Raw genomic sequence first — 24,660 nt, 5'->3', positions numbered from 1 at the left:
AGAGACATCCGATGAGCAATCCGTTCGAGCAACAGCCATTCGAAGGTGCGGAGTTCGTAGACAACCCGGAACCGCGTTGCCCTTGTCTCCTGCTGCTCGACGTGTCGGGATCGATGAACGGTCGGCCGATCAGTGAGCTGAACGATGGACTGGTTCAGTTCAAGGACGAACTCTTTGCTGACGCTTTGGCCGCCAAGCGTGTCGAAGTCGGTCTGGTCACCTTCGGTCCAGTCACGATCGTCAATGACTTTCAGAGCGTGCAGAACTGGTATGCGCCTAGCCTGTCATCCCAAGGCGACACACCGATGGGTGCTGCTATCGAACAGGGCCTGCAGATGCTCCGAGAGCGCAAGGACCAGTATCGTCAAAACGGCATCTCTTACTATCGTCCCTGGGTGTTCCTTATTACCGACGGTGGCCCGACAGATGCCTGGAAGAACGCCGCAAGCCTCGTGAAGGCCGGCGAGCAGGAGAAAGCGTTCTCCTTCTTCGCAGTCGGTGTCGAAGGCGCGAACATGGAAACCCTGGCGCAGATCAGCACACGCGCCCCACTGGCGCTCAAGGCGCTGCGTTTCCGCGATCTATTCTCGTGGCTTTCCAGCTCGCTCAGCTCGGTCTCCCAATCCAATCCAGGTGACGCGGTTCCACTCTCGAGCCCGGCGACTCCCGACGGATGGGCCTCTATTTCATGAATGGAGAATGGCGCTGGGCGGGTGCCCGAGCGATCGGCACCTCTCATTTGAAAACGGCTACGCCGTGCCAGGACTACGCCTGCGCCAAGCTGTTTCTAACACAAGACGGTCCGGTGATGGCCGCCGTCGTGTCCGACGGCGCTGGAAGCGCGTCATTGGCGGAATTTGGATCACGGACCGTCTGCATCGGCTTCCTCAAGGCTTGCCGCGATTTCCTCATTCGCTCCACCCTCGACGACCTCGACGAGGAGGTCGTCTGGGATTGGGTCGATGCGATCCGCGAAGCGATCAATCAGAAAGCCAAGACGGCAGAGGCGCGGCCGAGGGATTTCGCCGCGACCCTGGTTGCCCTGTTGGTGGCAGAAGAACGATCCGTTGTCATTCACGTCGGTGACGGTGCGGCGGTGATCAGGCGTGAAGGTTGCGACGAATGGGAGGTGCCCTCCTGGCCTTACCAGGGAGAATATGCATCGACGACATCCTTCGTGACGGACGACCCGCAACCACGCCTGGAGGTCATCTCGATCGAAGACCGTGTCGCAGAGTTCGCGGTCTTCTCCGACGGCATTGAGCGAATGGTACTCGATCATGTTTCGAAGACCCCTCATGGTCCATTTTTCGATCGAATGCTTGCTCCATTGAAGTCTTCGGTTGCCGAGACCGTCGACAAGGCTCTGTCGCTCGCACTCAGGGACTATCTCGACAGCGCAAACGTCTGCGAGCGCACGGATGACGACAAGTCCCTCATTCTGGGGCTGCGCACGTGACCACAGTGATCTGTTCGGACGGCCGACGTTTGACACTAGGGGCCACGCTCGGCAAGGGAGGTGAAGGCGCGGTCCATCACATCGTCGAATCCGCCGACATCGCCGCCAAGATTTACAATCCCGGCAAGGCGAAGGACCGGCGCGACAAGGTCAACGCCATGGTGTCCGATCGGCTTCACACCCGCTCGGACTACGTGGCTTTCCCAATCGAAGCCCTCAAGTCACCGTCCGGTGAGTTCCTCGGCTTCACGATGAAGAAAGTCGCTGGCTTCAAGAGCGTCCATGACCTCTACGGCCCTGGCAGCCGGAAAACGGAGTTCCCGACCGCGGATTCCCAATTCCTGTTGAGGTCAGCGATCAATCTGGCGAACGCCGTCGCGAGCATCCACGCGACCGGATGCGTGATCGGTGACATCAACCACTCGGGAATTCTCGTTTCCAACAAGGCGCTGGTGACGCTGATCGACAGCGATTCATTCCAGTACCGATCGGGACCGAATACCTATCGCTCCTTGGTTGGGGTCGCCGAGTACACTCCCCCCGAACTCCAGGGGGCGACCTTCAGCAAGGTCGACCGGACTCCAATTCACGATAACTTCGGCCTCGCCGTGCTGATCTTCCAGCTGCTGTTTCTGGGTCGACATCCGTTCGCCGGCCGCTACCTCGGTAAGGGCGACATGGATATCAAGACTGCCATCGGGGCTGGCCGCTTTGCCTACAGCGCTCGCAAAACCGAAACGATGATGGAGCCGCCACCCTTCGTGCCGGGTCTTGGCGACTACGGCGAAGATGTCCGCAAAGCGTTAGAGGCAGCGTTCATGCCTCCGGCGCGGCAGCCGGGAGGTCGCCCAACGGCCGCGTCCTGGTCAGCGATCCTGAAAGGCGTCGAAGCCACCCTGGCTGTTTGCACCGTCGACAAGTCCCATGCCTACAAGCGTGAACTTAGCTCCTGCCCATGGTGCAAACTGGAAAAAACGATGGGACGGTCGCTGTTCCCTGCCCACTTCTCGCCCGCCGCACCTGTCATGGATATCGGGCAGTTGCTGAACGCTATCAAGACAATGCCCGCTCCGCCCTCCCCGCCGAATGCTGAATCGGTAATAGGGCCGCTCGCCAGTCTGACCATGTCCCAGACCGGAAAATCAGCAAGGAATGAACGTAACGCCACCGTCGCAGCAGGCGTGATCGCTGTAGGCGTCGGTCTTTACCTGATGGCGCAAGTCAGCGGGTTTTGGGGCATCGCTCTGTCGCTCGGCGCTATCGTGATCGCAGGGAGGTCGCTCGATCTCAAGACGAAGTTCGCTTCGGAACTCAATGGGGCAAAGGCCGGTTGGGAGGAGCAGCATAAAAACTGGGTCAAGAAGGCCGGACCGGAGGCGTTTGAGGCCCGTCGAAGCCACTATATCGCGCTGGGAGCGACGCACTCCGGCCTGCCCGCCAAGGAACGAGAAAAGCTGGCTGCGCTTGAGCAAAAGAAGCGGCAGCTACAGTTAGACAAGCACATGGACGCGCACCTCATCGACCGCGCGAAAATCCCGCGTGTCGGCCCAGGCCGCAAGGCCACCCTCGCCTCCTACGGTTTCGAAAGCGCACTAGACGTGCGGCAGCGGTCCGTGACGGGTGTTCCGGGTTTTGGGCCCTCGTTGGCTAGCGAAATCGAAGGCTGGGCAAGAACGGTGGAGCGCAAGTTCGTGTATAACGCATCGATCCCGACGGACCCTGCGGCTGTCCAAGCCGCTAAAAGTGAGATTGCTAAGCAGCGTGCGGAAATCGAGCGCGATCTGCTCAAGGCGACGGCGGACCTGAAACACCTTGCCGACACCGCGCAGGCATTGAGGACCAAGCCGCCACAGCAACTGATTGACGCCTATACAAGACTAAAGCAGGTTGAACTGGACATCGGATAGGATCGTCATGTCCGCATCGTACAAAGGGTTTTGGATAATTGTGGGGATGACGGTCGCTGCGTTCGTCATCGCGAACTCGACCGCCAAACCTCATCGCTCATCGACGTACTCAGGTTCGACCTACACAGAAGCAACGAACTCGAAGAGTGTTTTCCCCTCGTCATCGCTAGCTCCCTCAGAGCCGAAACTAGCAGAACCTTCGCCTCTTCCTCAGTCTTCCACCCCCACGATCGCTTCCGCGCTAGCAGCTTCGTCACCGACATCGACTAAGGAAAGTTCCTCGGCGAACAGTTCGACCGAAACTCGCTCCATCGATGCGGACTTTCAGATGGCCTTCGATCGCGCAATGGAAGTCGCACTTGCAACCCCCAAAGCTGCCGTGGCCGCGGAACCGACCGCTACCATCCCGAACGACGCATCCCCTCCGCCACTTCAGACCAGAGAGATTGCTCCGCAGCCTAATATTTTCGATCAACCGATCACAGTGCAGGTGGGGGACGAAACCGACGACCCAATTCTGAAAGACCGGGCGCTGACGACTACCGACCTAAATCTGCGCGAAGGTCCGGGGCCTGACTATTTGAAGGTCGAGACGATGGCGAAAGGGACTGAGTTGGTCGTGCTTGAGCGATCGGGTAAATGGTGGCGCGTTAGGTCGATAGCCTCGAGCGCCGAGGGGTGGATCAACGGGACGTTTGTGACAGCGAAGAACTGACAAGCTGGCAAGGTGGCAATTGTGTACACGCAAATTGTGTCCGATCTTCTGACAAGGATTGCTGCTTATCCGCGTGGAGAGGATGACCTCGATCTTTGTCCACTCGCGCAACGTTTACCATCCTCTCGATAAGCGTGTATCAACGGTTGAGAACAACTCGACTTCTGGTCGAGTCAGTGCTTCCCTAGAAGGAATGGAGACTCAACCGATGACTTTTGCAAAAATCGCTCTCGCAGCCGCAGTATTCGCTTTTTCTCCAATCAGTGCTTCCGGTCACGGCGGTGGCCTTGACAAGAATGGCTGCCATACCGATCACAAGACCGGAGACTATCACTGCCACTGACGCGGTTATCGCTCGATACTTCGGGAGTTGGATTCACGACGCACGATCTTACCGCGTTATATGTTCAGGTCGCAGTTGTTGATCTGGCTAGTACAATCTACTCCCACGCGCCGCTCGGCCAGCTTAATCGCGTGGCTGCAGAAGGATGGTCCCTCGCGGAAACTCTGAAATGACCGCAGTGACGAGCTGGAGATGAAGTGCAGGAGCTTGGAAATCGAGCCGCATGACATTTATTTTTTGTGAGCTACCGATGTCGGTTTCTATGTTGGTCGTCGCTCCCGCTCTCAAGCCGAGTATCCCCAATCCTAGAATGGATTTCACGGAGACAGTATACACAGGAAAGTCGCGGCTCTCATTCCGTACCACCAAGGCCGTCCTTGCAGCGCCTTCATTGACGCAGAACGTCACGCGACTGCCTATCGTCACGGCATCATCGGGCATACTTCTGGGGGGGCAAACTGAGGCCTTCAGCAGCTTGCTTTTAAGCAATCGGCTGTAGGCGTTGTCGCGAGGGTCCTGATCAAGAATTTCTTGCAGAGTCGCGCGGTCGTTAGTCGTTAGGTAACACGCAAGCGGCACAGTCATGGCATTACTCCTCGGAGTGCAAAATTCTCAAATTGTGCAAGATCGCCATAGCCCCCGGTTGCGTGGCAGCCGGTGGACCTTGGATGCCGTCTCCAATTAGAAACTACGGGAAAATCGGCAGATTGGCGTTGGTGCAGGACTCTGCCGGAGCTCAACTTTCCGAGCTCAAGAGCGGCCTCTCGTAACCCAAATGTTACCAAGACCCCGCCTCCTCAACCGCTGCCTCGAGCACGCCCAGTGCATAGTCGACAGTCGCCTTTTCGTCCTCGGCACACAATTTGAGCGACCGGCATCTTTCTTTAAGATTATGCAGTATCCGCCGTCGAACTTTTGAAACTGCGGGTGCATGCTCGTGTCGCAGAAGTTCTTCCAAACAAGCAATGGCAACGACTTCGAAAACCAGCAACTTTCCTTCAACTTCACCTTGCGTAGGGATCGCCATACGCTCGCCGCCGCGCTTAAAATCCCGCTCAGTAGACAGCATAACGTTCTCCTCGCCTCCAAACCTCTACCTCTGTGAAGAGCGACAACGGGGCTCTTTTCGATACGTTCTCGTTTGCAAGTGCAGTTGTTGAATTCCGCTATGCGGAAAACGGTTTGTCACACACTCCTCTGACAAGATGACGGGCAAGATGCCGATCTAGGCGAGACCGAACCGCCGGCATGGAGTCAGAGCTGTGACCCCATGAGGATATTGCATTGCTCCTATTTGACAAACGAATTCGAATGCAGGTTGAATGCAACTTCTTTGTTGGATTTTCAGAGGCAGTCACATGCTCCAGGACGCATGATTGTGGACGCCTAACGACTGGCTAGACGGCGTAGAAGAATGTAGTGCAGGCACATGATCGACGGTGTCGTAACCCTCTTCAGCCCGACGAGCGCGGTGCCAGCACCGCGAAATTTTCACTTGGCCGAGCAAACATTCAGGATCTTGCAAAGGCAGCGGCCCTAGCTGCGCCCACCCTGATTCGGATATTCGCGTCGGAAGGATCAGGGCGGCGAAATTGTGGCCCAAGCTTCGGCGACGCTGAACAACCGTTCTGAGGCCCCGATGTATCCGGATTGGAAGCGCGGTTTTCAAGCTGCCAATGATGGCGATCTCGGCCGTCGGAGATGCTGCTTCCCGTGCCCTAAGTGTTTCCGATCATGCGGCACTAGGACCAGGATCATCGTCATCGGAGATCACGATTTTCCTGGGCCGTGGCCGGAAATCGACCACTTGGGGTGCCTCGTCAATCAGTTCTGCGGCTTGCCGGCCATCCTCTTTCAGGCGGGTTTCCGCCTCAGGCTGAAACACCACGCTCTCGACCGTTAGAACCTCAAACTCTCCGTCGTTTCCCGGAATTTCGGTCTTCGCCCCAACCGCCAGCCCCAAGAGCGCCAGGCCGCGCATCGAACAAACAGAGAGGGCGAGTCTGGGCAGTCCGCCTGCCGGTTTATGGACAAGAACATGCGGTCCGGCCCTCACGCCGTTGATGGTGTAGACGAGTTCGGTGTCGATCGTGACCACATTGGCGGGAATGTCCTCGCGAGAAAACACCCTCGAACGGTTAAACTTCTCTCGAAGCACGGCCGCGAACGGACCCGGGCGGTCCCCCTGCCGTTCGAGCATGGACATCAAGACATTGGCGTCCTCGGCGGTCAATTGATAAAAAGCTTCTCTGGACATGCTCATTCTCCAGTAAATATAGTCGCTCACCTCGTCGATGGTCGGGGATACCGCAGCACCTCGATGAGGACCTCAGCGCAACCAAACTCGTATCTGGCGCGGCGGGAAGTTCGGGTCGCTACGTGAAATGGCGGTCTCGATCACCAAGCGAGCCCCATCCGCTGCAGCCTCAGGGCTTGGATAGCGCAACGGCAACACCCCATCGAATACGGTCGAGCAGGCGTAAGCGGTCCCGCTCAGGCGGTCGTAGTGGAGCTGAACGTCGATAGCGTCCCCAGACGGATTATTGGTGACGGAATGATAGGTCATCGCGCCGCCTCACTTTGCGAAGGGTCGAGCCGGCTTTGTGCCTGCTCCCGGTGCCGTGCCATCAAATCTGCCGATCCGGAAATCATTTCTAGCCCGCACTGGAGCCGGTGGACCCTTCGCCTGAGCCCTTTGGTCGCGTGCGAATTTTCACACAGCTCCATCTCTGCAAGTTCAAGTTCCTGCAGACGGGGAATGGAACGGCAGACTAGGCCGCGCATGCGACCGAGTTTTCCTCGTTTCAATGCCTTCGCACGATCAAGCGGAGTAGCGTCGTCAAGCAGACGCCGCAGGATAGTAGTATCCCCATCAGAAAATAAAAGGGACGAATGGACCGTAGTCATCGTAGGTCTCCTATGGATGTGCCAACGCTGGTTCAACAGGAACGCCCTGTGCCGACCACGATGGCAGCACAGGGCTACGGACCTGCGGTGAGGCAACCTCCCCGGTGTTTTCGGTATTTGCTGTCGCGCAAGAGCATTGATGTTCCTCGGGATGTGCTCACGTAGAGGAGCGCTAGTGCGAGAAGCCGGTGATTGGTCTTTCGGCAACGTGCACCACAGTCAGGTCGTTGAACTGACCGTCTTGAGAGACCCATTGGCTGCTCTGCCCTTGCCGAAGGCCCAGAAGTGCCACCCCGATTGGAGCAAGCACGGATATCCTTGATGCCTCGGCATCGAGATCATCCGGATCTACGAGAGTGATGGTGCGGCGGGATGCGCCTTTGACATCGAAAGTAACGGTTGAACCGATCCCGACTGTACCGTCTGGCGACTGCCCATCCGGCACCACGACGATCTTCTCGAGTTTATCGACCAGTTCGGCCGAGGCGTGGCGGTCCTTCGCCGAGGCAGTTTTAGCAAGGCGTACGAGCGACGAGTAGTCTGTTGCTCCGAGAATGGACACGTGATGCATTGAAGAGGAAATACTGTTTGACATTGCTCGCGATACCTCCGGTGCAAGCATGACGCTTGCCATGCATGCGATACTGTTTTGGAAGAATTGTCGGGCTATCAGCAAACTCTGGTGCTGACCGCTTTTACCCATGATCCGGCGGTCGACGATGGGCCGGATCCGGGTTACGATCCTGCGATCGGGCAGACCCTGAAGGCTTCGATCGGGAATATGTCGCGGTTGTTAAACATGGCCTTTAAGATCGTCATTGGGAGCCAAGAAGTCAAGCCATCCCGCCTCGCGTCCGGCATGTGGCGCGCTGCCGCATCCAATTCAGCTGGGCTTCTTTCCTGAAGCTTCGGAAAACGCCACACAGAATTTGTAGATGTGGTCGCAGATTGACAACATCGGGACAGCTCGGCCTTGGATTGAGCGAGTGCCTTGACTTCCCCCTCGGGAACGGCATCATCTCAGGACCATGACGAAGAACTCTCAATTTCGTAGCCGTCGCCTCCGCGGAGTGCGTCTTATCGAAGGACTCTAGCCCAGGGTTCTTCGCAGCTGTCGCGCGCTTTAACCCTGGGATCGTCTCCGTCATTTGCTGGTTCCGCGCGACCTCCACTCACAAGACTCTACTCTATCAGTGCGGCCTGAACGGCTGCGTGAGGATTCATGAAAAATGGAAACCGACTTATATACTGGCGTCAAGCCACCGATCATCGTGCGCCAAACCGACCACTCCCGCCTCACCTCGCTGGCGCTGGCGGCACCTGGTCGGGACCTCGACGTGGCTGATGAGCTCCTCGCCGAACTCGAGCGGGCTTCAGTGGTGATCGACGACAGTTTTCCACCCGAAGTGGTGGGCTTGGGCTCTACTGTCTCTTACGAGACAGAACGTGGGCAAGCGCGGACGGTCACTCTCTGCTATCCGGGACGGGCCGACATCGAGCGATCGATGGTGAGCGTGATGACCCCTGTAGGAGTAGCCCTCCTTGGGCTCTCGTCCGGACAGTCGATCAACTGGAGCGGTCGAGACGGGCACGTTCATAGGCTGACTGTAACATCGGTCAAAAACATCAAACCCTCTCGTTGAAGCCGTGAGAGGCAGGATGGCGGAATGGTCGAAGAGGATTTCGTCTGTCGGGATTGGGCTGCAGCTTGCCGGAGGGCGCTAAAGCGCAATTTCGGCGGCTTGGCCGAGGCCTATTTTCGGCAAAGTTCGGAAGCAAAATGGTACACACATTACATCGCTCGACACCTTCTTTCCGAATTAACGACCGCTATTATTGGCGAAATACCCTGCTTGCTCATTCGTTGGAGCCATTGGTCGTGCCACAGATCGCCGTACCGCAGCCGAGAATGTCAACGAACATGACGCCTCCCTCTTTGAGAGCGCTGAGCAACTGCGCTTCCGTCGAGCGATGCAGCCCATGTCTATCTCCCTCGAAGTCGCGGATTGTACTGCGGGAGACTGTTGAGCGGGCGGCCAATTCCTCCTGGGTCCAACCAAGGAAACCGCGTGCGGCGCGACATAATGCCGGGGTGAGGCTGACTTCTACTGTGGCGCGACCCATATGAGAGATATAGCCCAATGAGGGTAAAGTTTAAAGTTAGTGTTTCAGGGCGGCCAATTTTACGGCCGCCACTTCTACGTCAGGAGAGAATCCAGTTGGGGTAAATGCAGCATCGATAGTTCTCGTGCTGATCGTCATCCTGCCTTTCGCGGGAAGCTTGCTGACGGCATTTTTACTCCGAACAAGTTCGAGAAGCCTGCCCGCTTCCATCGCCGGGGTCGTGACCGCAACTGTCGTGTTTTTCACGGCCGCTCTCTATCCGCTCGTTTCGAACGGAGGCGTTTTTAGGTTCGAGATCGAGTGGCTACCTCAGATAGGCGTTAATTTCACTCTGCGGCTGGATGCATTCGCATGGTTGTTCGCGATGATGGTCTCGATCATCGGGGTCCTGGTCGTCCTTTATGCACGCTACTATATGTCTGAAGAGGATCCGGTACCTCGGTTTTTCTCCTTTCTCCTGGCGTTTATGGGATCGATGCTGGGAATTATCCTTTCCGGCAACGTCATCCTGCTCTCCGTGTTCTGGGAACTTACGAGCCTCACTTCGTTCCTCTTAATCAGCTACTGGAACCAAAACCCTGCGGCACGCGATGGTGCGCGAATGGCGTTGACCGTGACTGCGACCGGTGGCTTCTGCCTCCTGGTCGGGTTGGTGATCCTTGGAAACATCGCCGGAAGTTATGACCTCGACGTCATCCTCTCCTCGGCGGACGTGATCAAAGCTCATCCGCTTTACCTGACGTGCCTGGTCTTAATCCTCCTTGGCGCTTTCACAAAGAGCGCACAATTCCCGTTCCATTTCTGGCTGCCGAACGCGATGGCTGCGCCCACGCCCGTATCGGCCTATCTTCACTCCGCGACGATGGTTAAGGCGGGCGTGTTCCTGCTGGCGCGCCTTTCGCCGGCGCTTTCGGGAACCTACGATTGGTTCATGCTCGTCGGTCTCGCAGGCATTTTGACGCTTCTGCTCGGCGCTTATTTTGCGATGTTCCAGCAGGATCTCAAAGGGCTGCTGGCCTATTCGACGATTAGCCATCTAGGACTGATCACCACTCTCCTCAGCCTGGGAAGCCCGCTTGCCACGGTTGCCGCGATCTTTCACATGGTAAATCATGCCACCTTCAAGGCATCGCTGTTCATGGCAGCCGGCATTATCGACCACGAAACCGGCACACGCGACATGCGACGTCTCAGCGGTCTGTTACGCCATCTGCCCATAACGGGTCGGCTCGCCATGGTCGCCAGCGCAGCCATGGCGGGGGTCCCACTCCTCAACGGCTTCCTCTCCAAGGAAATGTTCTTCGCTGAAGCGGTAGAGACACATGCCCACTCGTGGTTGGATACTGCGACACCATACCTGGCCGTTTTAGCCAGCGCCTTCAGCGTCGCCTATTCAATCAGGTTCATCTATTCGGTTTTCTTTGGACCGCCTTCAACCGACCTCCCTAACCAACACCCACACGAACCACCGCGTTGGATGCGCTTCCCCATCGAATTCCTGGTCATTGCCTGTCTCGTTGTTGGCATCGTTCCAAACCTGACGATCGGCCCTTTTCTACATGCCGCGGCTGTTAGTGTTCTTGGCCAGTCCACGCCGCAATACAGCCTTTCGGTCTGGCACGGATTGAACATTCCGTTCCTGATGAGCCTCGTTGCGCTGTCGGCCGGGTGCGCGATCTTTGTAGGCTTCCGGAAATACTTCGCGCGCTGCGACGGCCCCCCCGTGTTCCGGCACTTTGCCGGTCAACGAATATTCGAGCGGGTCCTCGTGACCGTATCATGGCGCTGGGCAAGAAGTCTGGAGATCTGGCTTGGGACAAGGAGGCTGCAACCACAGCTCAGATGGATTACGCTTCTTGGCTTCCTGGCCGCTCTTCTACCGCTCTACCTCGCCGGTTTTCAGTCGCGAGCGATATCTCCATCCGACCTTAACGTACCTTTTCTCGGGCTCTGGATGATCGGCTGCTGCCTTGCGCTTGGAACGGCTTACCTTGCAAAGTACCATCGACTGGCGGCTCTGGTGATGCTGGGTGGGGTTGGATTGATCGTGTGCATCACGTTTCTCTGGCTCTCGGCACCGGATCTTGCCCTTACCCAGTTACTCGTTGAGATCGTGACCACCGTTCTCATTCTTCTCGGACTGCGATGGTTGCCGAAGCGAGTAGCGGCTCTCAAAGAAGAGATGACTTTCAGATCCCGGTTCCGACGGTTCCGAGACTTCCTGCTTGCAGCCGCCTGCGGTGTTGGCATGGCTTTCATCTCCTACGCCGTGATGACAATGACAGTGCCAGACGCAATTTCCAACTTCTTCCTCGACAACGCCTATAGCCAAGGGGGCGGCCGCAATGTTGTCAATGTGATCCTCGTCGACTTTCGAGGCTTCGACACGCTCGGGGAAATCACCGTTCTCGGAATTGTTGCCCTTACCGTCTACGCCCTCCTTCGCCGCTTCCGGCCCGCCCCAGATAGCCTCGCTCCACCCGCACAGCAGCAGGTCCAGTCTCTTTTTGACGAGGAGCAGCCGGACCGTCACTCAGGCGACACCGTGCGTGACTATCTCCTCGTGCCCTCGGTCATCATGCAATGGCTTTTTCCTGTCATCATCACATTGGCGCTTTATGTGTTCATCCGCGGCCACGACCTGCCAGGTGGCGGGTTCTCCGCAGGTCTGACTATGTCGATCGCATTCTTGCTGCAATATCTCTCCGGCGGCACCCGCTGGGCCGAAGAGCGACTCCGTGTCTTGCCACTGCGCTGGATGGGGTCCGGGCTGATCACCGCGGGAGGGGCAGGCATCGGTGCCTGGTTGTTCGGCTACCCCTTTTTGACCTCTCATTCCCGCTACCTGGAACTCCCGCTCATCGGGACGGTGCCGGCGGCGACCGCGATGATCTTCGACCTTGGCGTTTTCCTGTTGGTTGTGGGCTCCACCGTGCTCATTCTCGTCGCGCTCGCCCATCAATCGATCCGGATCAATCGGATCCGAGCGTTGGACGAACCGAGGAAAGGAGCGGAATAATGGAGCTCGTCCTTGCTGCAGCAATAGGTTTCATGACCGCCTGTGGGATCTGGCTCATACTCCGCCCGAGGACCTATCAGGTGATCGTCGGCCTCTCGCTTCTCTCATATGCCGTAAACCTGTTCATTTTCGGAGTAGGAGGCGTGAAGTCGGACAAGCCACCGATCCTCGTCGATGGCGTCTCGGTCACAACGCTGGCCGATCCCGTTCCGCAGGCTCTTGTCCTTACTGCGATCGTCATAGGTTTCGCCACCACTGCCCTGTTCCTGGTAGTCCTGCTCGCCTCCCGTGGACTCACAGGCAGCGACCACGTCGATGGAAGGAACGATCCGCGATGATCGTTTGGTCGCAGCATCTGATAATCCTACCTATCCTGATCCCCCTCATTTTTGGTGCGGGCCTTCTGTTCATTCCAGATCGCCAGCGATCAATAAAGGCGCTGGTCAGTCTATCGGGGACCGTGGCACTGGCCGGTGCCGCCCTTCTATTGATCGCGAATGCGGGGGAAAGCACTTTCGAGGGCGTCTATTTGCTAGGCAATTGGGCGGCTCCATTCGGCATCGTCCTCGTGATCGATCGCCTGTCTGCCCTCATGGTGGGTCTAACGGCAATCCTCGCCGTGCCTGTCCTAACCTTTTCGCTGGCTCGTTGGCACTCCGCCGGAGCGCACTTCCACAGCCTGTTCCAGTTCTTACTAATGGGCCTGAACGGCGCTTTCCTGACAGGGGATCTGTTCAACCTCTTCGTGTTTTTCGAGGTGATGCTGGCGGCATCCTACGGGCTGATCCTGCACGGCTCGGGGACGCTTCGGGTCAAGGCCGGAATGCACTACATTGCCATAAACCTTGCTGCTGCCCTCCTCTTCCTGATCGGTGTCAGTCTTGTTTACGGCACCGCGGGAACGCTGAACATGGCCGATCTTGCAGAACGGCTGCCAACGATCGAACCCGATCGTCGAATGCTGCTGGAAGCGGGAGCAGCCGTTCTCGGTGTTGCATTTCTCATCAAGGCCGGCATGTGGCCGCTCTGCTTCTGGCTCCCCAGCGCCTACAGTGTTGCCGCAGCTCCGGTCGCCGCAATTCTCACTCTGATGAGCAAGGTGGGCATCTACATCATTCTGCGTCTGACGATGCTCATGTTTTCCGAAGGGCCGTCCGCCGGCCTCGGCTCGGAAGTCCTGCTTTATGGGGGATTGGCTACCTTGGCGTTTGGCACGATTGGGGTTCTGGCATCGCAGGCGCTGGGACGGATGGGCGCATATTCTGTTCTCGTCTCTTCCGGTACCCTTTTAGCGGTGATTGGGTTGAATAATGGGGCGGCATCTTCGGGAGCGCTTCTATACCTCGTCAGTTCCACCCTGACGCTCGGAGCGTTTTTCATGCTGGTAGAACTTGTCGAGCGAGGCCAGGACGCGGGGGCTTCTGTTTTGGCAGTGACGATGGAACTCTACGGCGATGCCGACAACGAGGTACCCGAGGAGGGCCAAGGTGCGACCATGCCGGCGACACTAGCGATACTGGGTATCTGCTTTGCCGCCTGCGCCGTTCTTCTGTCTGGCCTTCCTCCCCTGTCAGGCTTTGTCGCGAAATTCATTATGCTCTCCGCCTTGGTCGGACCCGGGTCTGTAGGAGCCCCCACGGCGACCGCAATGCTATTCGTATTCCTTATCATCCTCGGCGGCCTTGCAACGCTCATTGCGTTCACGCGCGCTGGGATCCGAACATTCTGGAGCTCGATTGAGGGGACGGTGCCGCGAGTGCTCGTCCTGGAAATTGTTCCGGTAATGCTGATCCTGGCGATGACGGCTACCTTGGCCGTCAAAGCCGGACCGGCGCTTGCCTATACGGATGCGACCGTGCGCACGATCGCCGATCCTCAGGTTTACATCGAGGCTGTCAAACGCGTGGTTCCTCTACAATCCTGGCGCGATCACACACCGGCTCCGGGGGAGTGACATGTTTCCGTATCCGCTACTGACGATTTCCTTACTGGGGATGTGGCTCCTGCTCAATGGCGTCACGATCGGCCAAGTGCTGCTTGGCAGCATCGTCGCAGTGTGTTCGACCTGGGCGTTGGCCGCGTTGCGACCGGAAAAGCCGAAATTGCGCAAATGGTATCTCCTTCCAAAGCTATTCGGCCTCGTGATGCTCGACATCATCCGCTCGAACATCAGCGCGAGCGTCGTCATTCTACGAGGACGAACAAGGGGGCATCGGTCTGCGTTCATCAATGTCCCACTCGAGCTGAAAGATCCTACCGCTCTCGCGGTCCTTGCCATCATCGTTACGGGCACTCCGGGCTCCGCCTGGCTCGAATACGACTCGCGCAACAGCTCGGTTCTGCTTCACGTCCTGGATCTCGATGACGAGGACGAATGGCGGGATCTTCTCAAAAACCGCTACGAAACGCTGCTGCTGGAGATTTTCTCATGAGCACGATCATCATACTCACCGCCGTCAGCCTTGCCCAACTGATGCTGACGATCGCCATCGCCATATTGTCTGTGCGAATGTTCTACGGGCCACGCGCGCAGGATCGAATCCTCGGGCTCGACGCGCTCTACGTCAACTCAATGCTGCTGCTGTCAGTCTTCGGTATCGGCACCGGAAAGACCGTGTACTTCGAAGCCTCCCTTGTGATCGCGCTGCTTGGCTTCGTTGGGAGCGTTTCCATGGCCAAGTTCCTGATGCGCGGGGAAGTGATCGAATGACGTATTCCGCTGCCGACACGCCGGTTTGGTTGGCTCTTTTTATCGCCTTCTTCATTCTCGTTGGGGCGGGGTTGGCCTTGATCGGGGCCATCGGCTTTGCGAGACTGCCCACCTTCTATGAGCGCATTCACGCTCCTACCCTCTCAACGAGTTGGGGAACCGGCGGCATCATGACTGCTTCCATCCTGTTCTTCAGCGTGGCCGGAGGTCGCCTGATAGTGCACGAAGTGTTGATCGGAGTTTTCATCACTGTGACTACTCCGGTAACCTTGATGCTTCTTGCGAGGGCGGCGCTATATCGGGACAGGTTTGAAAAGAATCCCGATGTGCCGCTGCGGAGCGGCCAGGTCGAACCCTAACGTCGCACTTCTGCGGTGGCACGTGGGGCGCATGCAGGGGACGATGGCCAACAGACGTTGCCCCACACGCGGGTCTCGGTCCGGCGCGTCTCCAGGATGGGCTCAGCAAACTCATCGCTATTCAGCTCAGCCTAACGTCGGCATTCCGGGGCGGACCTCACTAAAAACTTGGAGGAACCACCAGCACATCACTCTCGATCTCATTCACAATTCGAGATGCCACGCTGCCCAGGAGGAAATTCATCACGTCTGTGCGGCCATGGGTCCCAACAATGACAAGGTCGAGGTCCCCCTGGTCTACCACGGGGCGCAGGGCGTCCACCACGTCACCATCTCTCACAGTGATATCGAACCTGTTCCGCGCGGCCGCGCCAGCGGCCTCGACGGCGAACCTCGCGCATTCACCGATCGCGAACTGTTCAACTTGGCGTGTGTAAGCCGCTTTGTCCTCCGCCCACATCCGGTAAGGCGGATCGATAACGTGAAAGAGTCCATGCCGGCCATTGGGGAACCAATTCAGGGCAACCCGCAAAGCGGTGCTAGACGACGCCGTTAGGTCGGTGGCCACCAACGTTCGTGACCTTGTGTCCAGGAGCTTCTTCTTCACCACGAGCACCGGAACAAGTGATGACCTCGCCAGAGCCATTACGGTGCTGCCCATCGGCAGTACGCCCAGTATCATGCTTCCTGCCAGGCCGGTGACGATCAGATCAGCCCGCTCTCTCGTCGCCAGTGCCTGAACTACTGTTGCCGGTCTTCCGCTTTCGACGTGAACGGACGAGCGAAGACCCTCGACCCCTGCCAGATCTTCGCGCAGGCGCTTGGCGTTTCGGCGCGCAGCGACCTGGTGAGCATGGCGGACCGAGGCGTTGGCAGCTACGCCGGCATCGTCGATTGCATGAACAGCTGTGAGACTGGCATTCCATTCGATGGCAAGCTGCACCGCGCGATCCTGCGCGCGATCACATCGCGCCGTGAAGTCGGTGGCGAAAACAATATGACTTGGTACCTGGTTGACGACTGCATCGCCCGACACATCCAGTGAAGGATTGAACATGTTTCTATTCCCATGATCTGAGACGCGTCGGTCGCTCGATGCGGGTCCGGCACGTCAGCGGCAGGCTTTGCCGACCGCATGGCTACGTTCTTCGCGACCGCAGACCGACTGGATGTTCCAGCGTAAGTTGCGGTTTCGCAAACTCGTCGCGTACAAAAGCAGGAGCTATGTAGATTGAACCCAAGACGCGGGAGCGACAGAACCCGGTCCGGGTCTAGTGCTCTGCGATAGAGCAGATCCGGATGCAAGAGCAGGAGTATATGTCGCGGGTCTTCATAGCAGCATCTTCGCCCGCGAGCATCAACGAGTCAAGTCGAGGGCACTGGGACGCATAAGCGAAACGGCGGGAACCCCGGTGATTCCCATGAGGACGGCGATGCTGCGCGACCAGAAGATGACGCTACCCGACGCTGTCGGCAGCGAAGGCTTGTTTCCGACCCCTCCCCCACGACCGCTTGCAGCGAGATCAGGGTTGCACGCCAGATAGGTTCACCAAAACTCACACCTCGTCCCGGAGTTGACAAACGAAGTTGATTGACATTTGAACGCAAGTTTTATGCTATGCGCCGATGGATATTGAGCTTGCCCGTACCTTCCTGGAAATCGTTTCAACGGGTAGCTTTGTTCGCGCCGCAGAACGCTTGAATGTCGCCCAAACGACGGTCAGCGCTAGAATTCGCAATTTAGAACAATTGCTTGGTCGGCCGCTTTTCATTCGAAACAAGGCTGGAGCGTCTCTCACACCTGCTGGCGAGCAGTTTCTGCGCCACGCACCGGCGTTCGTCCAGTTGTGGCAGCGCACTCGTCAACAGGTCGCAGTACCAGCAGGCCACCGAGCGGTGTTAACGATAGGCAGCGAAGTCACGCTTGCTCAACCGCTCTTGCTTAACTGGGTCAGATGGTTTCGCCAGACTCTCCCTGATATCGCGCTTCGCGTGCACGTCGACGTGCCCCAGGACCTGATCAATCAGGTCGCTTCAGGGATAGTGGACGTGGCGATAATGTATGCGCCGCAGCATCGCCCAGGCCTGAAAATCGAGCTGCTGGTGGAAGAAAAGCTCGTGCTTGTGACGACAAATCCGGAAGTAGAGCGCCTTGAGGAGGCGAACTACGTCCATATGGATTGGGGACCCGATTTCGTGCTGCACCACGACATGAACTTCCCAGATGTCACACCGAACCTGTCATTCGATCTTGGCACGTTGGCCCTTAGTTATGTTTTGATGAGCGGCGGCTCCGGATATTTCAGGATGAGCGCTGTTGAGCCGCATATAGCGGCGGGGCAGCTCCACCTGGTACCCGAAATGCCGCAATATTCGTATCCAGTTTACGCGGTGAGGTCTGCGAATGCCGACGAGAGCGTCGTAGGCGCTGCATTGACGGGATTACACGCTATCTCTAGAGGCAACATACAGGCCTAAGCGGCGGCTCAGATCGATGGAAACAGGAGATCGACCGTGGTTCCGGATCCTCGCTCGCTGGCAATGCGTAAATAACCGCCAACTAACTGAATAGTCGCATGCACTTGGGCTAACCCCATCCCGGTGCCATTCTCGCCCTTGGTCGTAAAGAAGGGGTCCAGCACCTTCTGCAATAGATCTGGATCCATTCCGCAGCCTTGGTCCTTGACGCGAAGGCACGCATAGGTTCCCGGCGGTGGCTCACTGATTGCAATGTCCGTCTGGACAAAACGCTCTGTAAGTACTGAGATTTCCCCGCCGCACGGCATGGAATCCCGGGCATTGAGCACCAGATTGAGTAGGGCTGCCGCGAACAACGACGGATCGAGCCCACAGTTCGGCACGTCCGAACCAAGCACGAGCCGAATACGGACTTTTGTTCCCGTCCCATATTTAAGGATAGGCTTGAAAGAATTGATGAGCTCATTCAGGTCTCGTGCTCGGAGGTCGAGTTTTTTATAGTTCGCAAATGTGAGCAACTGCGACGTTAGCTCGACACCTCGATTGACGCCTTCCCGCGCCGCCGCAATATAGTCGCGCACGCTCTCGGGGTGGTCCGCTTTAGATTCGGCGAGCCTCAGGCCGGATTCTATGATCGCCAGGAGGTTCCTGAAATCATGGACAATACCGCCGGTCATCTCGCCCAAAGTCGAAAGTCGATACATTCCGCGTTCGCGCTGTTGGACCGCCTGCGCGCGACTGCTGCGTTCCGCCTGCGATGGCAGCGAAACCTCTTTCGGAAACGCCGTGTTGTCTGTCATGTTGCCCATCTCTCTGTTCACCGACGCCGTCAGGAAGCACCATTTCCCGTCCGCACCGTCCTCATCCATTCGCCTGGTCGGCTACTGCCGAACCTGTCGCCACGGCTCTTTACAAACGACGGACTATCCGCTTCGCCATAATCTCTTCGACCATCGGGAACGCCTTGAGGGCCTCGTCCGGGAGGCCACGGCTTGCAGCAACCGACTCCATCCAGCCACCATGTACTTCTGGTTTCCCGACGATAATGCGACCGACCATTCCAGCGTGCTCATGGGGGATGCAGTAGTAGTCATAAACCCCTTGCTCCGTGAAGGTGACGGAGAAGCTCTCGTCGGGCAGGAGATAGTCTGAATCCCAGGAGTTTGCGGCTTCGGGAATGCGAAACGGTTTCCCGAAGTTTGTCGGATGATAGGCTGTGGTCGTATGCGAATTGCCGGGGTTTTGGTTGATCCATCGGATCATCTGACCGGGCTTGATCAAAACACCAATCGGATCGAACCAGACATGTGAGCCATCCGAGCGACCCTGCATTCTGATCTCCACCACCTCTTGGGCCCACACATCCTTTCGGGACAGGGAAAGGGCGGCGAGAAGCCCGCCACCCAAGCTCAGCACATCACGCCGCGCGACCGTCATTTGGCGACACCCGCTTCGCCGTCCGCTGCGACATGCCACAGCACGACATGAACATGTGGCTCTTCGACGCCGGGATGGCCGGCATTGTAGTAGACGTCGACATGGTCGACATTGCCGCCGGGCGCTGCAAGATTATCGAATGTCTTTTCCGGGTTAAGATCCTTCGTCGGCAGCATATAAATCGTGCTGACAAGCTTTCCGTCGTGATCATAAGCAAGGAACGGACCGGCAGGCAGTGTCGCCGGATCGACGAAGAGTTGGCCCATGCCAGGCAAAAAATCAGGTAACTTCACCAGCTTGCTAACCTGCTGATAGGGGGCGGCCGGTGGCGATTTTGCGAAGTCATCCGTTGCCATGGCACAAACCGACGTGGCGAGTGTAAGAACAGGTACGAGCAGCAGCTTTTTCATCGGGGAGATCCTTTTTCGTTAACTCGCGATTGCCAAAAGTTCGGCAGCCATGGGCCGCTTCGATCTGTCGCGCACAGCCATTCAAAAGCTACCGATAATATTAGTCCAATGAAATAACATGGAATTTTAATGCAGTATTTCTGCACCGAGTAGTGGCCGCCACCACGTACGTAACAATCGCCTCACACATAATGATTTCGCCATCCACCGCCCCAATTGGAAGTAGACATTTCATTCGATTGCAAACGCAACTTAGATTCGCTGTTTCTGCGGTTATCTTGATTTCAAAAAAACCGCACCCATCTTTAGAGCTATGAATATCTTCTTGCACCTTCGAGAACCACGACGCCTTAAAGCAGGCCTCTAGCCCGGGCGCGAATTCACTGGCATCGCGTCCGGGTCCGCCAGCATCCCAATCCAATGTGACCCCGCTGCAGACGGAGTGCCAAACGCGCTTCGTTCGCATGGGCGCGGCTCGGCTTAGAGGCAACCACGATGATATTCAAAAACCTGTCAGAGAAAGACATCTTCCTTGACGTTGTGACGAAGGGGAAGCATTCGGCGCTATCCAAAATCGCGTTTAATATTGCGCAGAGGATCGAGGCTGATGATCAGGCTGTTCTCCGTGGCCTTTGGGAGCGCGAAAGTAGCGGAGCAACGGGTATCGGCCGTGGTATCGCTGTCCCGCATTCTCTGCTCGATTCGATTTCAAAGCCTGTTGCGTCGTTCACCCGATTAGCCGCTCCTATTGATTTCGGCAGCGCCGACGGCGATCCCGTCGACCTTGTTTTCACTCTTCTTTGGCCGCGCTCTGCCGCTGCCGCCTTCCTGCCAGCGCTCGCACAACTGTGCCGGATGCTTCGGGCACCTCGGATCCGCGAGGGGCTCCGATTGGCACAATCCTCTGACGAGGTGATAACCATCCTAGATGGCGATCCTCGAGCGATCGACTGGCCAGTCCCAGAGCGCGCCGCCATATCGGTGTCCCTCAGATGAAGGAATGCGACTAATCGCCATCGGCATGACGGATCAGGGGGCGAACAACCTTGCCGTCGTAGCTTGCTCCGCGATTTGCTCGGTCTGTTGCTCCAACGCGCACAGACAGCCGACGTCGCGGCACCGGAAATGTCGTGGACATGGGATCAACAGTAGAACTTGTTTTTCCGAAGGACGACGATATTTCCAGAGGAAAAATGTTCATTGGCACCAATTCGCACGGCCCGTCTCGGCCTTGCGGTTGGCCCAGACGGTTTGCCGGAAACACGATATAATCGGCAGCTCAAACGGACGATTGGTAGTTGCAGCAACCATGTGGTCACGAGCTCGCGTTGAAATCAGCCCGGGCGAAAGTTGCGCTGATGTTTTGCTGGGAAAGGTGAATTATGATCAACGGTTCGCAATGTCGGGCGGCGCGCGCACTAATCGACTTCTCGCGCGAACGCCTCGCAATATCTGCAGGTGTTAGCATCGAGAGCATCTTGCGTTTTGAGAGTAAACTCACGGGACCAACCGATGAGGAAGTGTCTGCCTTGCAAGCAGCGTTGGAACAGGCCGGCGCGGTCTTCATTTCTGACAACGGCCGCGGCATCGGTGTGCGTCTGAAATTTACGAGATCTGATGCTAAACGTATCGCCATATTGGAGAATGAAGGCGGGATAGTTGCACCTGACCGAGTGCCATAGGTGCGCGATCGGCCCAACGGCGTGATACATGCCGCGCGGCCGGTTTGTCCGGAAACGTTGGAATTCGGTGCAATATAATTGCACTCAAAGGTCAATTCGTTTCATTTGTCACATAGTGTCGGTTGCGTTACGCTCCGGAGAGTTAGCCGAACCTCCCTCAGCCAATGGGACAACGCGGCGCGCTCCCGCACTCTCTGCACGCCTCGTGTGCCAGGAGCGTGACTGGACGTCATCGCTGGCGGTTTCTCTGTTAGGGAGCGGGCTGAGAATTCGAAAGGACGAGCGCATCAGTGCGACGCGGTGATTTACGTCGCGCACCGCAGCCGGTGTAGCCATGCCAGTGAGAGGCCTTTTATGAGCTCCAAGACAAATGATTCCCAAAAGCTTGACTTCGGCGTCGGCATCCCGATGAGCCAACTTGCCGATGGTGGCATGCTCGCCGGTCGTGTCGGCGACGAGCATGTGTTGCTTGCGCGCCGGGGCGAGGAAATATTCGCCGTGGGATCGGTGTGCACTCACTACGGCGCGCCGTTGGATGGCGGACTCATGGTGGAGGATACAGTTCGTTGCCCTTGGCATCATGCTTGCTTCAGTCTTCGAACCGGGGAGGCGCTCCGCGCACCAGCTTTTTCATCAATCCCGTGTTTTGACGTCGAGCAAACCGATGGTCACATAATGGTTCGGGCGCGGCGCGGGCCGGTAGCGCGCCGATCGCTTCCAACCCGTGACGGTCTGCCACGGTCAATTGTGATCGTCGGCGGCGGCGCTGCCGGCCATGCGGCGGCCGAAACCCTGAGGAATGAGGGCTACGACGGGCGTGTGACGATGCTGAGCGCCGATGAGGCAGGTCCTTATGACCGACCCAATCTATCGAAGGGCTATCTCTCGGGGACTGCCACCGAAAGTTCGCTCCCGTTGCGCTCACCTGAATTCTACCAGGCTCAGGACATAGACCTCAAGCTGCGGGCGCAGGTGAGCGTAATAGACACGAAGGGGCGGCACGTCGAACTCAAAGACGGGACGCGACATGCCTACGACGCCCTCCTGCTGGCCACAGGGGCAGATCCGGTGCGGCTAAACGCCGATGACGGACGCCCTCCTGTCCACCAATTACGAACGCTTGCGGACGCCCACGCACTGACCGCCGAGGCAGTGGAGTCCCGTCGGGCCGTGGTGCTCGGCGCTGGCTTTATTGGTCTCGAAGTCACCGCTTCCCTCCGCGCTCGGGGTGTCGAGGTGCATGTCGTCGGGCCCGGAACAATCCCCATGCAACGGGTTCTCGGGGACGACCTCGGCCGGCACATCCAAGCGCTTCATGAAAGCCGTGGCGTAACCTTCCACCTCGGCACGACGGCAGCCGCGATCGGCGCGAATGGCGTCATGCTGAAGAATGGCGAGGTTCTCCAAGCCGACTTTGTCGTCGCAGGAATTGGCGTGCGCCCGAGCCTAACATTGGCTCGGCAAGCCGGGTTGAAGCTCGATCGCGGAGTAATGGTCGATACATACCTGGAGACCAGTATCCCGAGGATTTTCGCCGCCGGCGACATCGCCCGATGGCCCGACCGACTTACCGGCGAGAACTTTCGAGTGGAACATTGGGTGGTTGCCGAGCGCCAGGGTCAGACCGCTGCCCGCAACATGCTCGGTAAACGCGAGCGATTTGATTGCGTACCGTTCTTTTGGACAGAACAGTACGATCTCAGTCTAGCCTACGTCGGTCATGCTGAAGGATGGGACGAGACGGAGATCGACGGGAATTTGGCAGAAAATGACTGCACAGTCACGTATCGACGCGGCGGCGAGAAGGTGGCCGCCGCCTTTGTTCATCGGGATTTGGCTGGAGTTCGCGCCGAACTTGAGTTCGAGCGGGCGATGGCCAATCGGATGTTACCCACGTAGAGACAAGAGATAGGAGCGAAAAAATGCTGCGGCACGCGACATCAAACGTTGGCATCTTTGCTGGAGACAGAGGCTTGTAGCAGCATTGTGCTGTCTTCCAGTTCGACCTGCGGGACGCGGCTCATCATCCTCATCTCCGGCGCGACAACCTGGGGGATGGATGGCGCGACGCTAAAGCAGATACCCGTCCTACGAGGATGCTAACGTCGGTGATACAGAAGAAGCCAAAATAAGCGCCTCCAATCAAAATCTGACCCAGGACGGAAGAGGAAAGCGAAGCGGACGAATCCGCTCCCCTTTTGCATCCTATTTGGCTCAGGCTACTGTGATCCGATCCACCACCAGGTTAACACCTGGTGCTGACCATGCCGCATGTTCGGCTGCATTGCGTTCCGACCAGAGGTTGACACGGCCCTCAAGCGTGACCTTGCCGTCCAGCACATTTACCTTGATCGCGGCTGCCTCAAGTTCGGCATTGCGCTTTAGGGCATTTTCAATGCGCTTCTTGACATCGAAGGCCGAGGCATGCGGCTTGACGGTAATATTGTTCGCGACACCGGATATCCCCGCCAGGCCCTTGATGGCGTCAGACGCAGCGTTCTTCTGATATTGCCACTCCACGTCACCGGTGAGAGTGACCCAGCCGTTCTGGACCTTAACCTGGACAACATCCACCGGAATGGCGGTGTTCCATTTAATCAGGTCCAGCGCTCGTTTCACGATTTCGTCGTCCGCGGTTTTATTGGTGCCGAACGGTCGAACTTCGACCTCCTGGGCAATACCCGTAACGCCCTTCACGCGACGTACGACGTCTTCAACCCTGGTTTTCTGAAGGTATGTGGCAACATGCCCGGTCAGTACGACGATGCCGTTCTCGACGGCTACGCCGATGTTCGCCGCATCAACGCTCGGTTCGAAGTCGAGCTCGTCGATGATATCCTGTCTCAATTTGCTGTCGTTCACGATAGTCGCCTTTCTTTGTCCGATGCATCGGATCCCGCTGTGCCGATCGAGGCGGCTGGGATTGGGTGCATACAGCTAGGATCGAAATGCACAGCCGCTGGTGACCCCGACTATACGGCGACCTGCATCTATGTGACAAATGAATTTGATTATTGTTTCAATGCAAAATTTCTGAAGCTTATCGGCATGACAGGTAGAAGTACCGCATTGAAGATGACACAGCTCGACCTCAACCCTGCAGGCGTCCA

At 57.4% G+C, this 24,660-nt stretch carries 27 protein-coding genes; 17 read left to right on the top strand and 10 right to left on the bottom strand.

The window, feature by feature from the left end; all coding sequences use genetic code 11:
- Window positions 1-11: 11 nt before the first annotated feature.
- The 5 genes from FFM53_RS21525 to FFM53_RS37030 all read left to right on the top strand — a co-directional run bounded on the left by FFM53_RS21525 (window position 12) and on the right by FFM53_RS37030 (window position 4,424).
- On the top strand, window positions 12-692 hold the full coding sequence (locus tag FFM53_RS21525) for a vWA domain-containing protein (protein WP_138387153.1): 681 nt from the start codon (window positions 12-14) through the stop codon (window positions 690-692).
- Window positions 689-1,459: a PP2C family serine/threonine-protein phosphatase gene (locus tag FFM53_RS21520; protein WP_138387152.1), complete on the top strand. Its 771-nt coding sequence runs from the start codon at window positions 689-691 to the stop codon at window positions 1,457-1,459. The genes FFM53_RS21525 and FFM53_RS21520 overlap by 4 nt, the downstream gene beginning before the upstream one ends.
- Entirely contained in the window at window positions 1,456-3,366 is a 1,911-nt protein-coding gene (locus FFM53_RS21515; RefSeq protein ID WP_138387151.1) for a helix-hairpin-helix domain-containing protein, read from the top strand. Before FFM53_RS21520 ends, FFM53_RS21515 begins: the two co-directional genes overlap by 4 nt.
- A 328-nt stretch (window positions 3,367-3,694) precedes the next feature.
- Window positions 3,695-4,081: an SH3 domain-containing protein gene (locus FFM53_RS21510; RefSeq protein WP_173883620.1), complete on the top strand. Its 387-nt coding sequence runs from the start codon at window positions 3,695-3,697 to the stop codon at window positions 4,079-4,081.
- A gap of 82 nt (window positions 4,082-4,163) precedes the next feature.
- Window positions 4,164-4,424, top strand: a complete 261-nt coding sequence (locus tag FFM53_RS37030) for a YHYH domain-containing protein (RefSeq protein WP_425504945.1) — start codon at window positions 4,164-4,166, stop codon at window positions 4,422-4,424.
- A gap of 123 nt (window positions 4,425-4,547) precedes the next feature.
- Here the strand turns inward: FFM53_RS37030 and FFM53_RS21500 are convergent, their stop codons facing one another.
- The 4 genes from FFM53_RS21500 to FFM53_RS21485 all read right to left on the bottom strand — a co-directional run bounded on the left by FFM53_RS21500 (window position 4,548) and on the right by FFM53_RS21485 (window position 7,926).
- Window positions 4,548-5,009, bottom strand: coding sequence for a GreA/GreB family elongation factor (locus FFM53_RS21500; RefSeq protein ID WP_138387148.1), 462 nt, complete (start codon window positions 5,007-5,009; stop codon window positions 4,548-4,550).
- Between the two features lie 193 nt (window positions 5,010-5,202).
- Entirely contained in the window at window positions 5,203-5,493 is a 291-nt protein-coding gene (locus FFM53_RS21495) for a hypothetical protein (RefSeq protein WP_138387147.1), read from the bottom strand.
- Window positions 5,494-6,156: 663 nt separating this feature from the next.
- On the bottom strand, window positions 6,157-6,681 hold the full coding sequence (locus FFM53_RS21490; RefSeq protein ID WP_138387146.1) for a GreA/GreB family elongation factor: 525 nt from the start codon (window positions 6,679-6,681) through the stop codon (window positions 6,157-6,159).
- An 822-nt stretch (window positions 6,682-7,503) separates the two neighbouring features.
- Window positions 7,504-7,926 carry a GreA/GreB family elongation factor gene (locus FFM53_RS21485; protein WP_130657948.1) on the bottom strand — a complete coding sequence of 141 codons (423 nt, stop codon included), beginning with the start codon at window positions 7,924-7,926 and terminating at the stop codon, window positions 7,504-7,506.
- 54 nt (window positions 7,927-7,980) lie between these two features.
- Here FFM53_RS21485 and FFM53_RS21480 point away from each other — a divergent pair, with 54 nt between their 5' ends.
- On the top strand, window positions 7,981-8,235 hold the full coding sequence (locus FFM53_RS21480; RefSeq protein WP_138387145.1) for a hypothetical protein: 255 nt from the start codon (window positions 7,981-7,983) through the stop codon (window positions 8,233-8,235).
- Window positions 8,236-8,560: 325 nt separating this feature from the next.
- Window positions 8,561-8,974, top strand: coding sequence for a nucleoside diphosphate kinase regulator (gene rnk, locus FFM53_RS21475; RefSeq protein WP_138387144.1), 414 nt, complete (start codon window positions 8,561-8,563; stop codon window positions 8,972-8,974).
- Window positions 8,975-9,188: 214 nt separating this feature from the next.
- Here the strand turns inward: rnk and FFM53_RS21470 are convergent, their stop codons facing one another.
- Window positions 9,189-9,455 (bottom strand): helix-turn-helix domain-containing protein, encoded by a 267-nt coding sequence (locus tag FFM53_RS21470; protein WP_130657951.1) that lies wholly within the window; start codon window positions 9,453-9,455, stop codon window positions 9,189-9,191.
- 115 nt (window positions 9,456-9,570) lie between these two features.
- On the opposite strand from FFM53_RS21470, the gene FFM53_RS21465 reads away from it, so the two are divergent.
- From FFM53_RS21465 to mnhG, 6 genes are read left to right on the top strand one after another with little or no spacing between them, the layout of a single operon-like run.
- Window positions 9,571-12,474 carry a monovalent cation/H+ antiporter subunit A gene (locus tag FFM53_RS21465; protein ID WP_138387143.1) on the top strand — a complete coding sequence of 968 codons (2,904 nt, stop codon included), beginning with the start codon at window positions 9,571-9,573 and terminating at the stop codon, window positions 12,472-12,474.
- Window positions 12,474-12,812, top strand: a complete 339-nt coding sequence (locus tag FFM53_RS21460) for a Na+/H+ antiporter subunit C (protein WP_130660647.1) — start codon at window positions 12,474-12,476, stop codon at window positions 12,810-12,812. The genes FFM53_RS21465 and FFM53_RS21460 overlap by 1 nt, the downstream gene beginning before the upstream one ends.
- Window positions 12,809-14,428 (top strand): monovalent cation/H+ antiporter subunit D, encoded by a 1,620-nt coding sequence (locus FFM53_RS21455; RefSeq protein WP_173883619.1) that lies wholly within the window; start codon window positions 12,809-12,811, stop codon window positions 14,426-14,428. The genes FFM53_RS21460 and FFM53_RS21455 overlap by 4 nt, the downstream gene beginning before the upstream one ends.
- A 1-nt stretch (window position 14,429) precedes the next feature.
- Window positions 14,430-14,906, top strand: coding sequence for a Na+/H+ antiporter subunit E (locus FFM53_RS21450; RefSeq protein ID WP_130685713.1), 477 nt, complete (start codon window positions 14,430-14,432; stop codon window positions 14,904-14,906).
- The gene (locus tag FFM53_RS21445; protein ID WP_130657956.1) at window positions 14,903-15,184 is read left to right on the top strand and encodes a K+/H+ antiporter subunit F; all 282 of its coding nucleotides are present in this window, start codon (window positions 14,903-14,905) and stop codon (window positions 15,182-15,184) included. Before FFM53_RS21450 ends, FFM53_RS21445 begins: the two co-directional genes overlap by 4 nt.
- Window positions 15,181-15,543, top strand: coding sequence for a monovalent cation/H(+) antiporter subunit G (gene mnhG / locus FFM53_RS21440; RefSeq protein WP_130660650.1), 363 nt, complete (start codon window positions 15,181-15,183; stop codon window positions 15,541-15,543). Before FFM53_RS21445 ends, mnhG begins: the two co-directional genes overlap by 4 nt.
- Before the next feature lie 160 nt (window positions 15,544-15,703).
- Here mnhG and FFM53_RS21435 read toward each other — a convergent pair whose 3' ends face one another.
- On the bottom strand, window positions 15,704-16,600 hold the full coding sequence (locus FFM53_RS21435; protein WP_138387142.1) for a universal stress protein: 897 nt from the start codon (window positions 16,598-16,600) through the stop codon (window positions 15,704-15,706).
- Window positions 16,601-17,169: 569 nt separating this feature from the next.
- Here FFM53_RS21435 and FFM53_RS21430 point away from each other — a divergent pair.
- On the top strand, window positions 17,170-18,021 hold the full coding sequence (locus FFM53_RS21430) for a LysR family transcriptional regulator (RefSeq protein ID WP_130660652.1): 852 nt from the start codon (window positions 17,170-17,172) through the stop codon (window positions 18,019-18,021).
- A gap of 8 nt (window positions 18,022-18,029) precedes the next feature.
- Here the strand turns inward: FFM53_RS21430 and FFM53_RS21425 are convergent, their stop codons facing one another.
- Genes FFM53_RS21425 through FFM53_RS21415 form a run of 3 tightly spaced genes read right to left on the bottom strand, consistent with a single transcriptional unit; the run spans window position 18,030 to window position 19,868 of the window.
- Complete coding sequence (locus tag FFM53_RS21425) at window positions 18,030-18,890, bottom strand: ATP-binding protein (RefSeq protein ID WP_246413029.1); 861 nt, start codon at window positions 18,888-18,890, stop codon at window positions 18,030-18,032.
- 40 nt (window positions 18,891-18,930) lie between these two features.
- A complete protein-coding gene (locus FFM53_RS21420; RefSeq protein ID WP_173883618.1) occupies window positions 18,931-19,458 on the bottom strand; it encodes a plastocyanin/azurin family copper-binding protein in 528 nt (175 codons plus the stop codon).
- Window positions 19,455-19,868, bottom strand: coding sequence for a DUF5602 domain-containing protein (locus FFM53_RS21415; RefSeq protein WP_138387141.1), 414 nt, complete (start codon window positions 19,866-19,868; stop codon window positions 19,455-19,457). The genes FFM53_RS21420 and FFM53_RS21415 overlap by 4 nt, the downstream gene beginning before the upstream one ends.
- Before the next feature lie 495 nt (window positions 19,869-20,363).
- Between FFM53_RS21415 and FFM53_RS21410 the strand changes: the two genes are divergently transcribed.
- The 3 genes from FFM53_RS21410 to FFM53_RS21400 all read left to right on the top strand — a co-directional run bounded on the left by FFM53_RS21410 (window position 20,364) and on the right by FFM53_RS21400 (window position 23,449).
- Window positions 20,364-20,864: a PTS sugar transporter subunit IIA gene (locus FFM53_RS21410; RefSeq protein ID WP_130657961.1), complete on the top strand. Its 501-nt coding sequence runs from the start codon at window positions 20,364-20,366 to the stop codon at window positions 20,862-20,864.
- Between the two features lie 386 nt (window positions 20,865-21,250).
- Complete coding sequence (locus tag FFM53_RS21405; RefSeq protein ID WP_138387140.1) at window positions 21,251-21,550, top strand: helix-turn-helix domain-containing protein; 300 nt, start codon at window positions 21,251-21,253, stop codon at window positions 21,548-21,550.
- A gap of 354 nt (window positions 21,551-21,904) precedes the next feature.
- Window positions 21,905-23,449, top strand: a complete 1,545-nt coding sequence (locus tag FFM53_RS21400) for an FAD-dependent oxidoreductase (protein WP_130685717.1) — start codon at window positions 21,905-21,907, stop codon at window positions 23,447-23,449.
- A 315-nt stretch (window positions 23,450-23,764) separates the two neighbouring features.
- Here FFM53_RS21400 and FFM53_RS21395 read toward each other — a convergent pair whose 3' ends face one another.
- Window positions 23,765-24,412, bottom strand: coding sequence for a BON domain-containing protein (locus tag FFM53_RS21395; protein ID WP_138387139.1), 648 nt, complete (start codon window positions 24,410-24,412; stop codon window positions 23,765-23,767).
- Window positions 24,413-24,660 lie beyond the last annotated feature (248 nt).

Source organism: Rhizobium indicum (genome assembly GCF_005862305.2).
Classification (GTDB): Bacteria; Pseudomonadota; Alphaproteobacteria; order Rhizobiales; family Rhizobiaceae; genus Rhizobium; species Rhizobium indicum.
Note: the sequence above shows the minus strand (reverse complement) of the source record. Positions and strands in the feature narration are given on the sequence as shown.

What these genes read in the sequence shown, in the direction of transcription:
- FFM53_RS21525 (WP_138387153.1), top strand. Translation starts at nt 12, where the DNA reads ATGAGCAATCCGTTCGAGCAACAGCCATTCGAAGGTGCGGAGTTCGTA.
- FFM53_RS21520 (WP_138387152.1), top strand. Translation starts at nt 689, where the DNA reads ATGAATGGAGAATGGCGCTGGGCGGGTGCCCGAGCGATCGGCACCTCT.
- FFM53_RS21510 (WP_173883620.1), top strand. Translation starts at nt 3,695, where the DNA reads ATGGCCTTCGATCGCGCAATGGAAGTCGCACTTGCAACCCCCAAAGCT.
- FFM53_RS37030 (WP_425504945.1), top strand. Translation starts at nt 4,164, where the DNA reads ATGACCTCGATCTTTGTCCACTCGCGCAACGTTTACCATCCTCTCGAT.
- FFM53_RS21500 (WP_138387148.1), bottom strand. Translation starts at nt 5,009, where the DNA reads ATGACTGTGCCGCTTGCGTGTTACCTAACGACTAACGACCGCGCGACT.
- FFM53_RS21495 (WP_138387147.1), bottom strand. Translation starts at nt 5,493, where the DNA reads ATGCTGTCTACTGAGCGGGATTTTAAGCGCGGCGGCGAGCGTATGGCG.
- FFM53_RS21490 (WP_138387146.1), bottom strand. Translation starts at nt 6,681, where the DNA reads ATGTCCAGAGAAGCTTTTTATCAATTGACCGCCGAGGACGCCAATGTC.
- FFM53_RS21485 (WP_130657948.1), bottom strand. Translation starts at nt 7,926, where the DNA reads ATGTCAAACAGTATTTCCTCTTCAATGCATCACGTGTCCATTCTCGGA.
- rnk (WP_138387144.1), top strand. Translation starts at nt 8,561, where the DNA reads ATGGAAACCGACTTATATACTGGCGTCAAGCCACCGATCATCGTGCGC.
- FFM53_RS21470 (WP_130657951.1), bottom strand. Translation starts at nt 9,455, where the DNA reads ATGGGTCGCGCCACAGTAGAAGTCAGCCTCACCCCGGCATTATGTCGC.
- FFM53_RS21460 (WP_130660647.1), top strand. Translation starts at nt 12,474, where the DNA reads ATGGAGCTCGTCCTTGCTGCAGCAATAGGTTTCATGACCGCCTGTGGG.
- FFM53_RS21455 (WP_173883619.1), top strand. Translation starts at nt 12,809, where the DNA reads ATGATCGTTTGGTCGCAGCATCTGATAATCCTACCTATCCTGATCCCC.
- FFM53_RS21450 (WP_130685713.1), top strand. Translation starts at nt 14,430, where the DNA reads ATGTTTCCGTATCCGCTACTGACGATTTCCTTACTGGGGATGTGGCTC.
- FFM53_RS21445 (WP_130657956.1), top strand. Translation starts at nt 14,903, where the DNA reads ATGAGCACGATCATCATACTCACCGCCGTCAGCCTTGCCCAACTGATG.
- mnhG (WP_130660650.1), top strand. Translation starts at nt 15,181, where the DNA reads ATGACGTATTCCGCTGCCGACACGCCGGTTTGGTTGGCTCTTTTTATC.
- FFM53_RS21435 (WP_138387142.1), bottom strand. Translation starts at nt 16,600, where the DNA reads ATGTTCAATCCTTCACTGGATGTGTCGGGCGATGCAGTCGTCAACCAG.
- FFM53_RS21430 (WP_130660652.1), top strand. Translation starts at nt 17,170, where the DNA reads ATGGATATTGAGCTTGCCCGTACCTTCCTGGAAATCGTTTCAACGGGT.
- FFM53_RS21425 (WP_246413029.1), bottom strand. Translation starts at nt 18,890, where the DNA reads ATGGATGAGGACGGTGCGGACGGGAAATGGTGCTTCCTGACGGCGTCG.
- FFM53_RS21420 (WP_173883618.1), bottom strand. Translation starts at nt 19,458, where the DNA reads ATGACGGTCGCGCGGCGTGATGTGCTGAGCTTGGGTGGCGGGCTTCTC.
- FFM53_RS21415 (WP_138387141.1), bottom strand. Translation starts at nt 19,868, where the DNA reads ATGAAAAAGCTGCTGCTCGTACCTGTTCTTACACTCGCCACGTCGGTT.
- FFM53_RS21410 (WP_130657961.1), top strand. Translation starts at nt 20,364, where the DNA reads ATGATATTCAAAAACCTGTCAGAGAAAGACATCTTCCTTGACGTTGTG.
- FFM53_RS21405 (WP_138387140.1), top strand. Translation starts at nt 21,251, where the DNA reads ATGATCAACGGTTCGCAATGTCGGGCGGCGCGCGCACTAATCGACTTC.
- FFM53_RS21400 (WP_130685717.1), top strand. Translation starts at nt 21,905, where the DNA reads ATGAGCTCCAAGACAAATGATTCCCAAAAGCTTGACTTCGGCGTCGGC.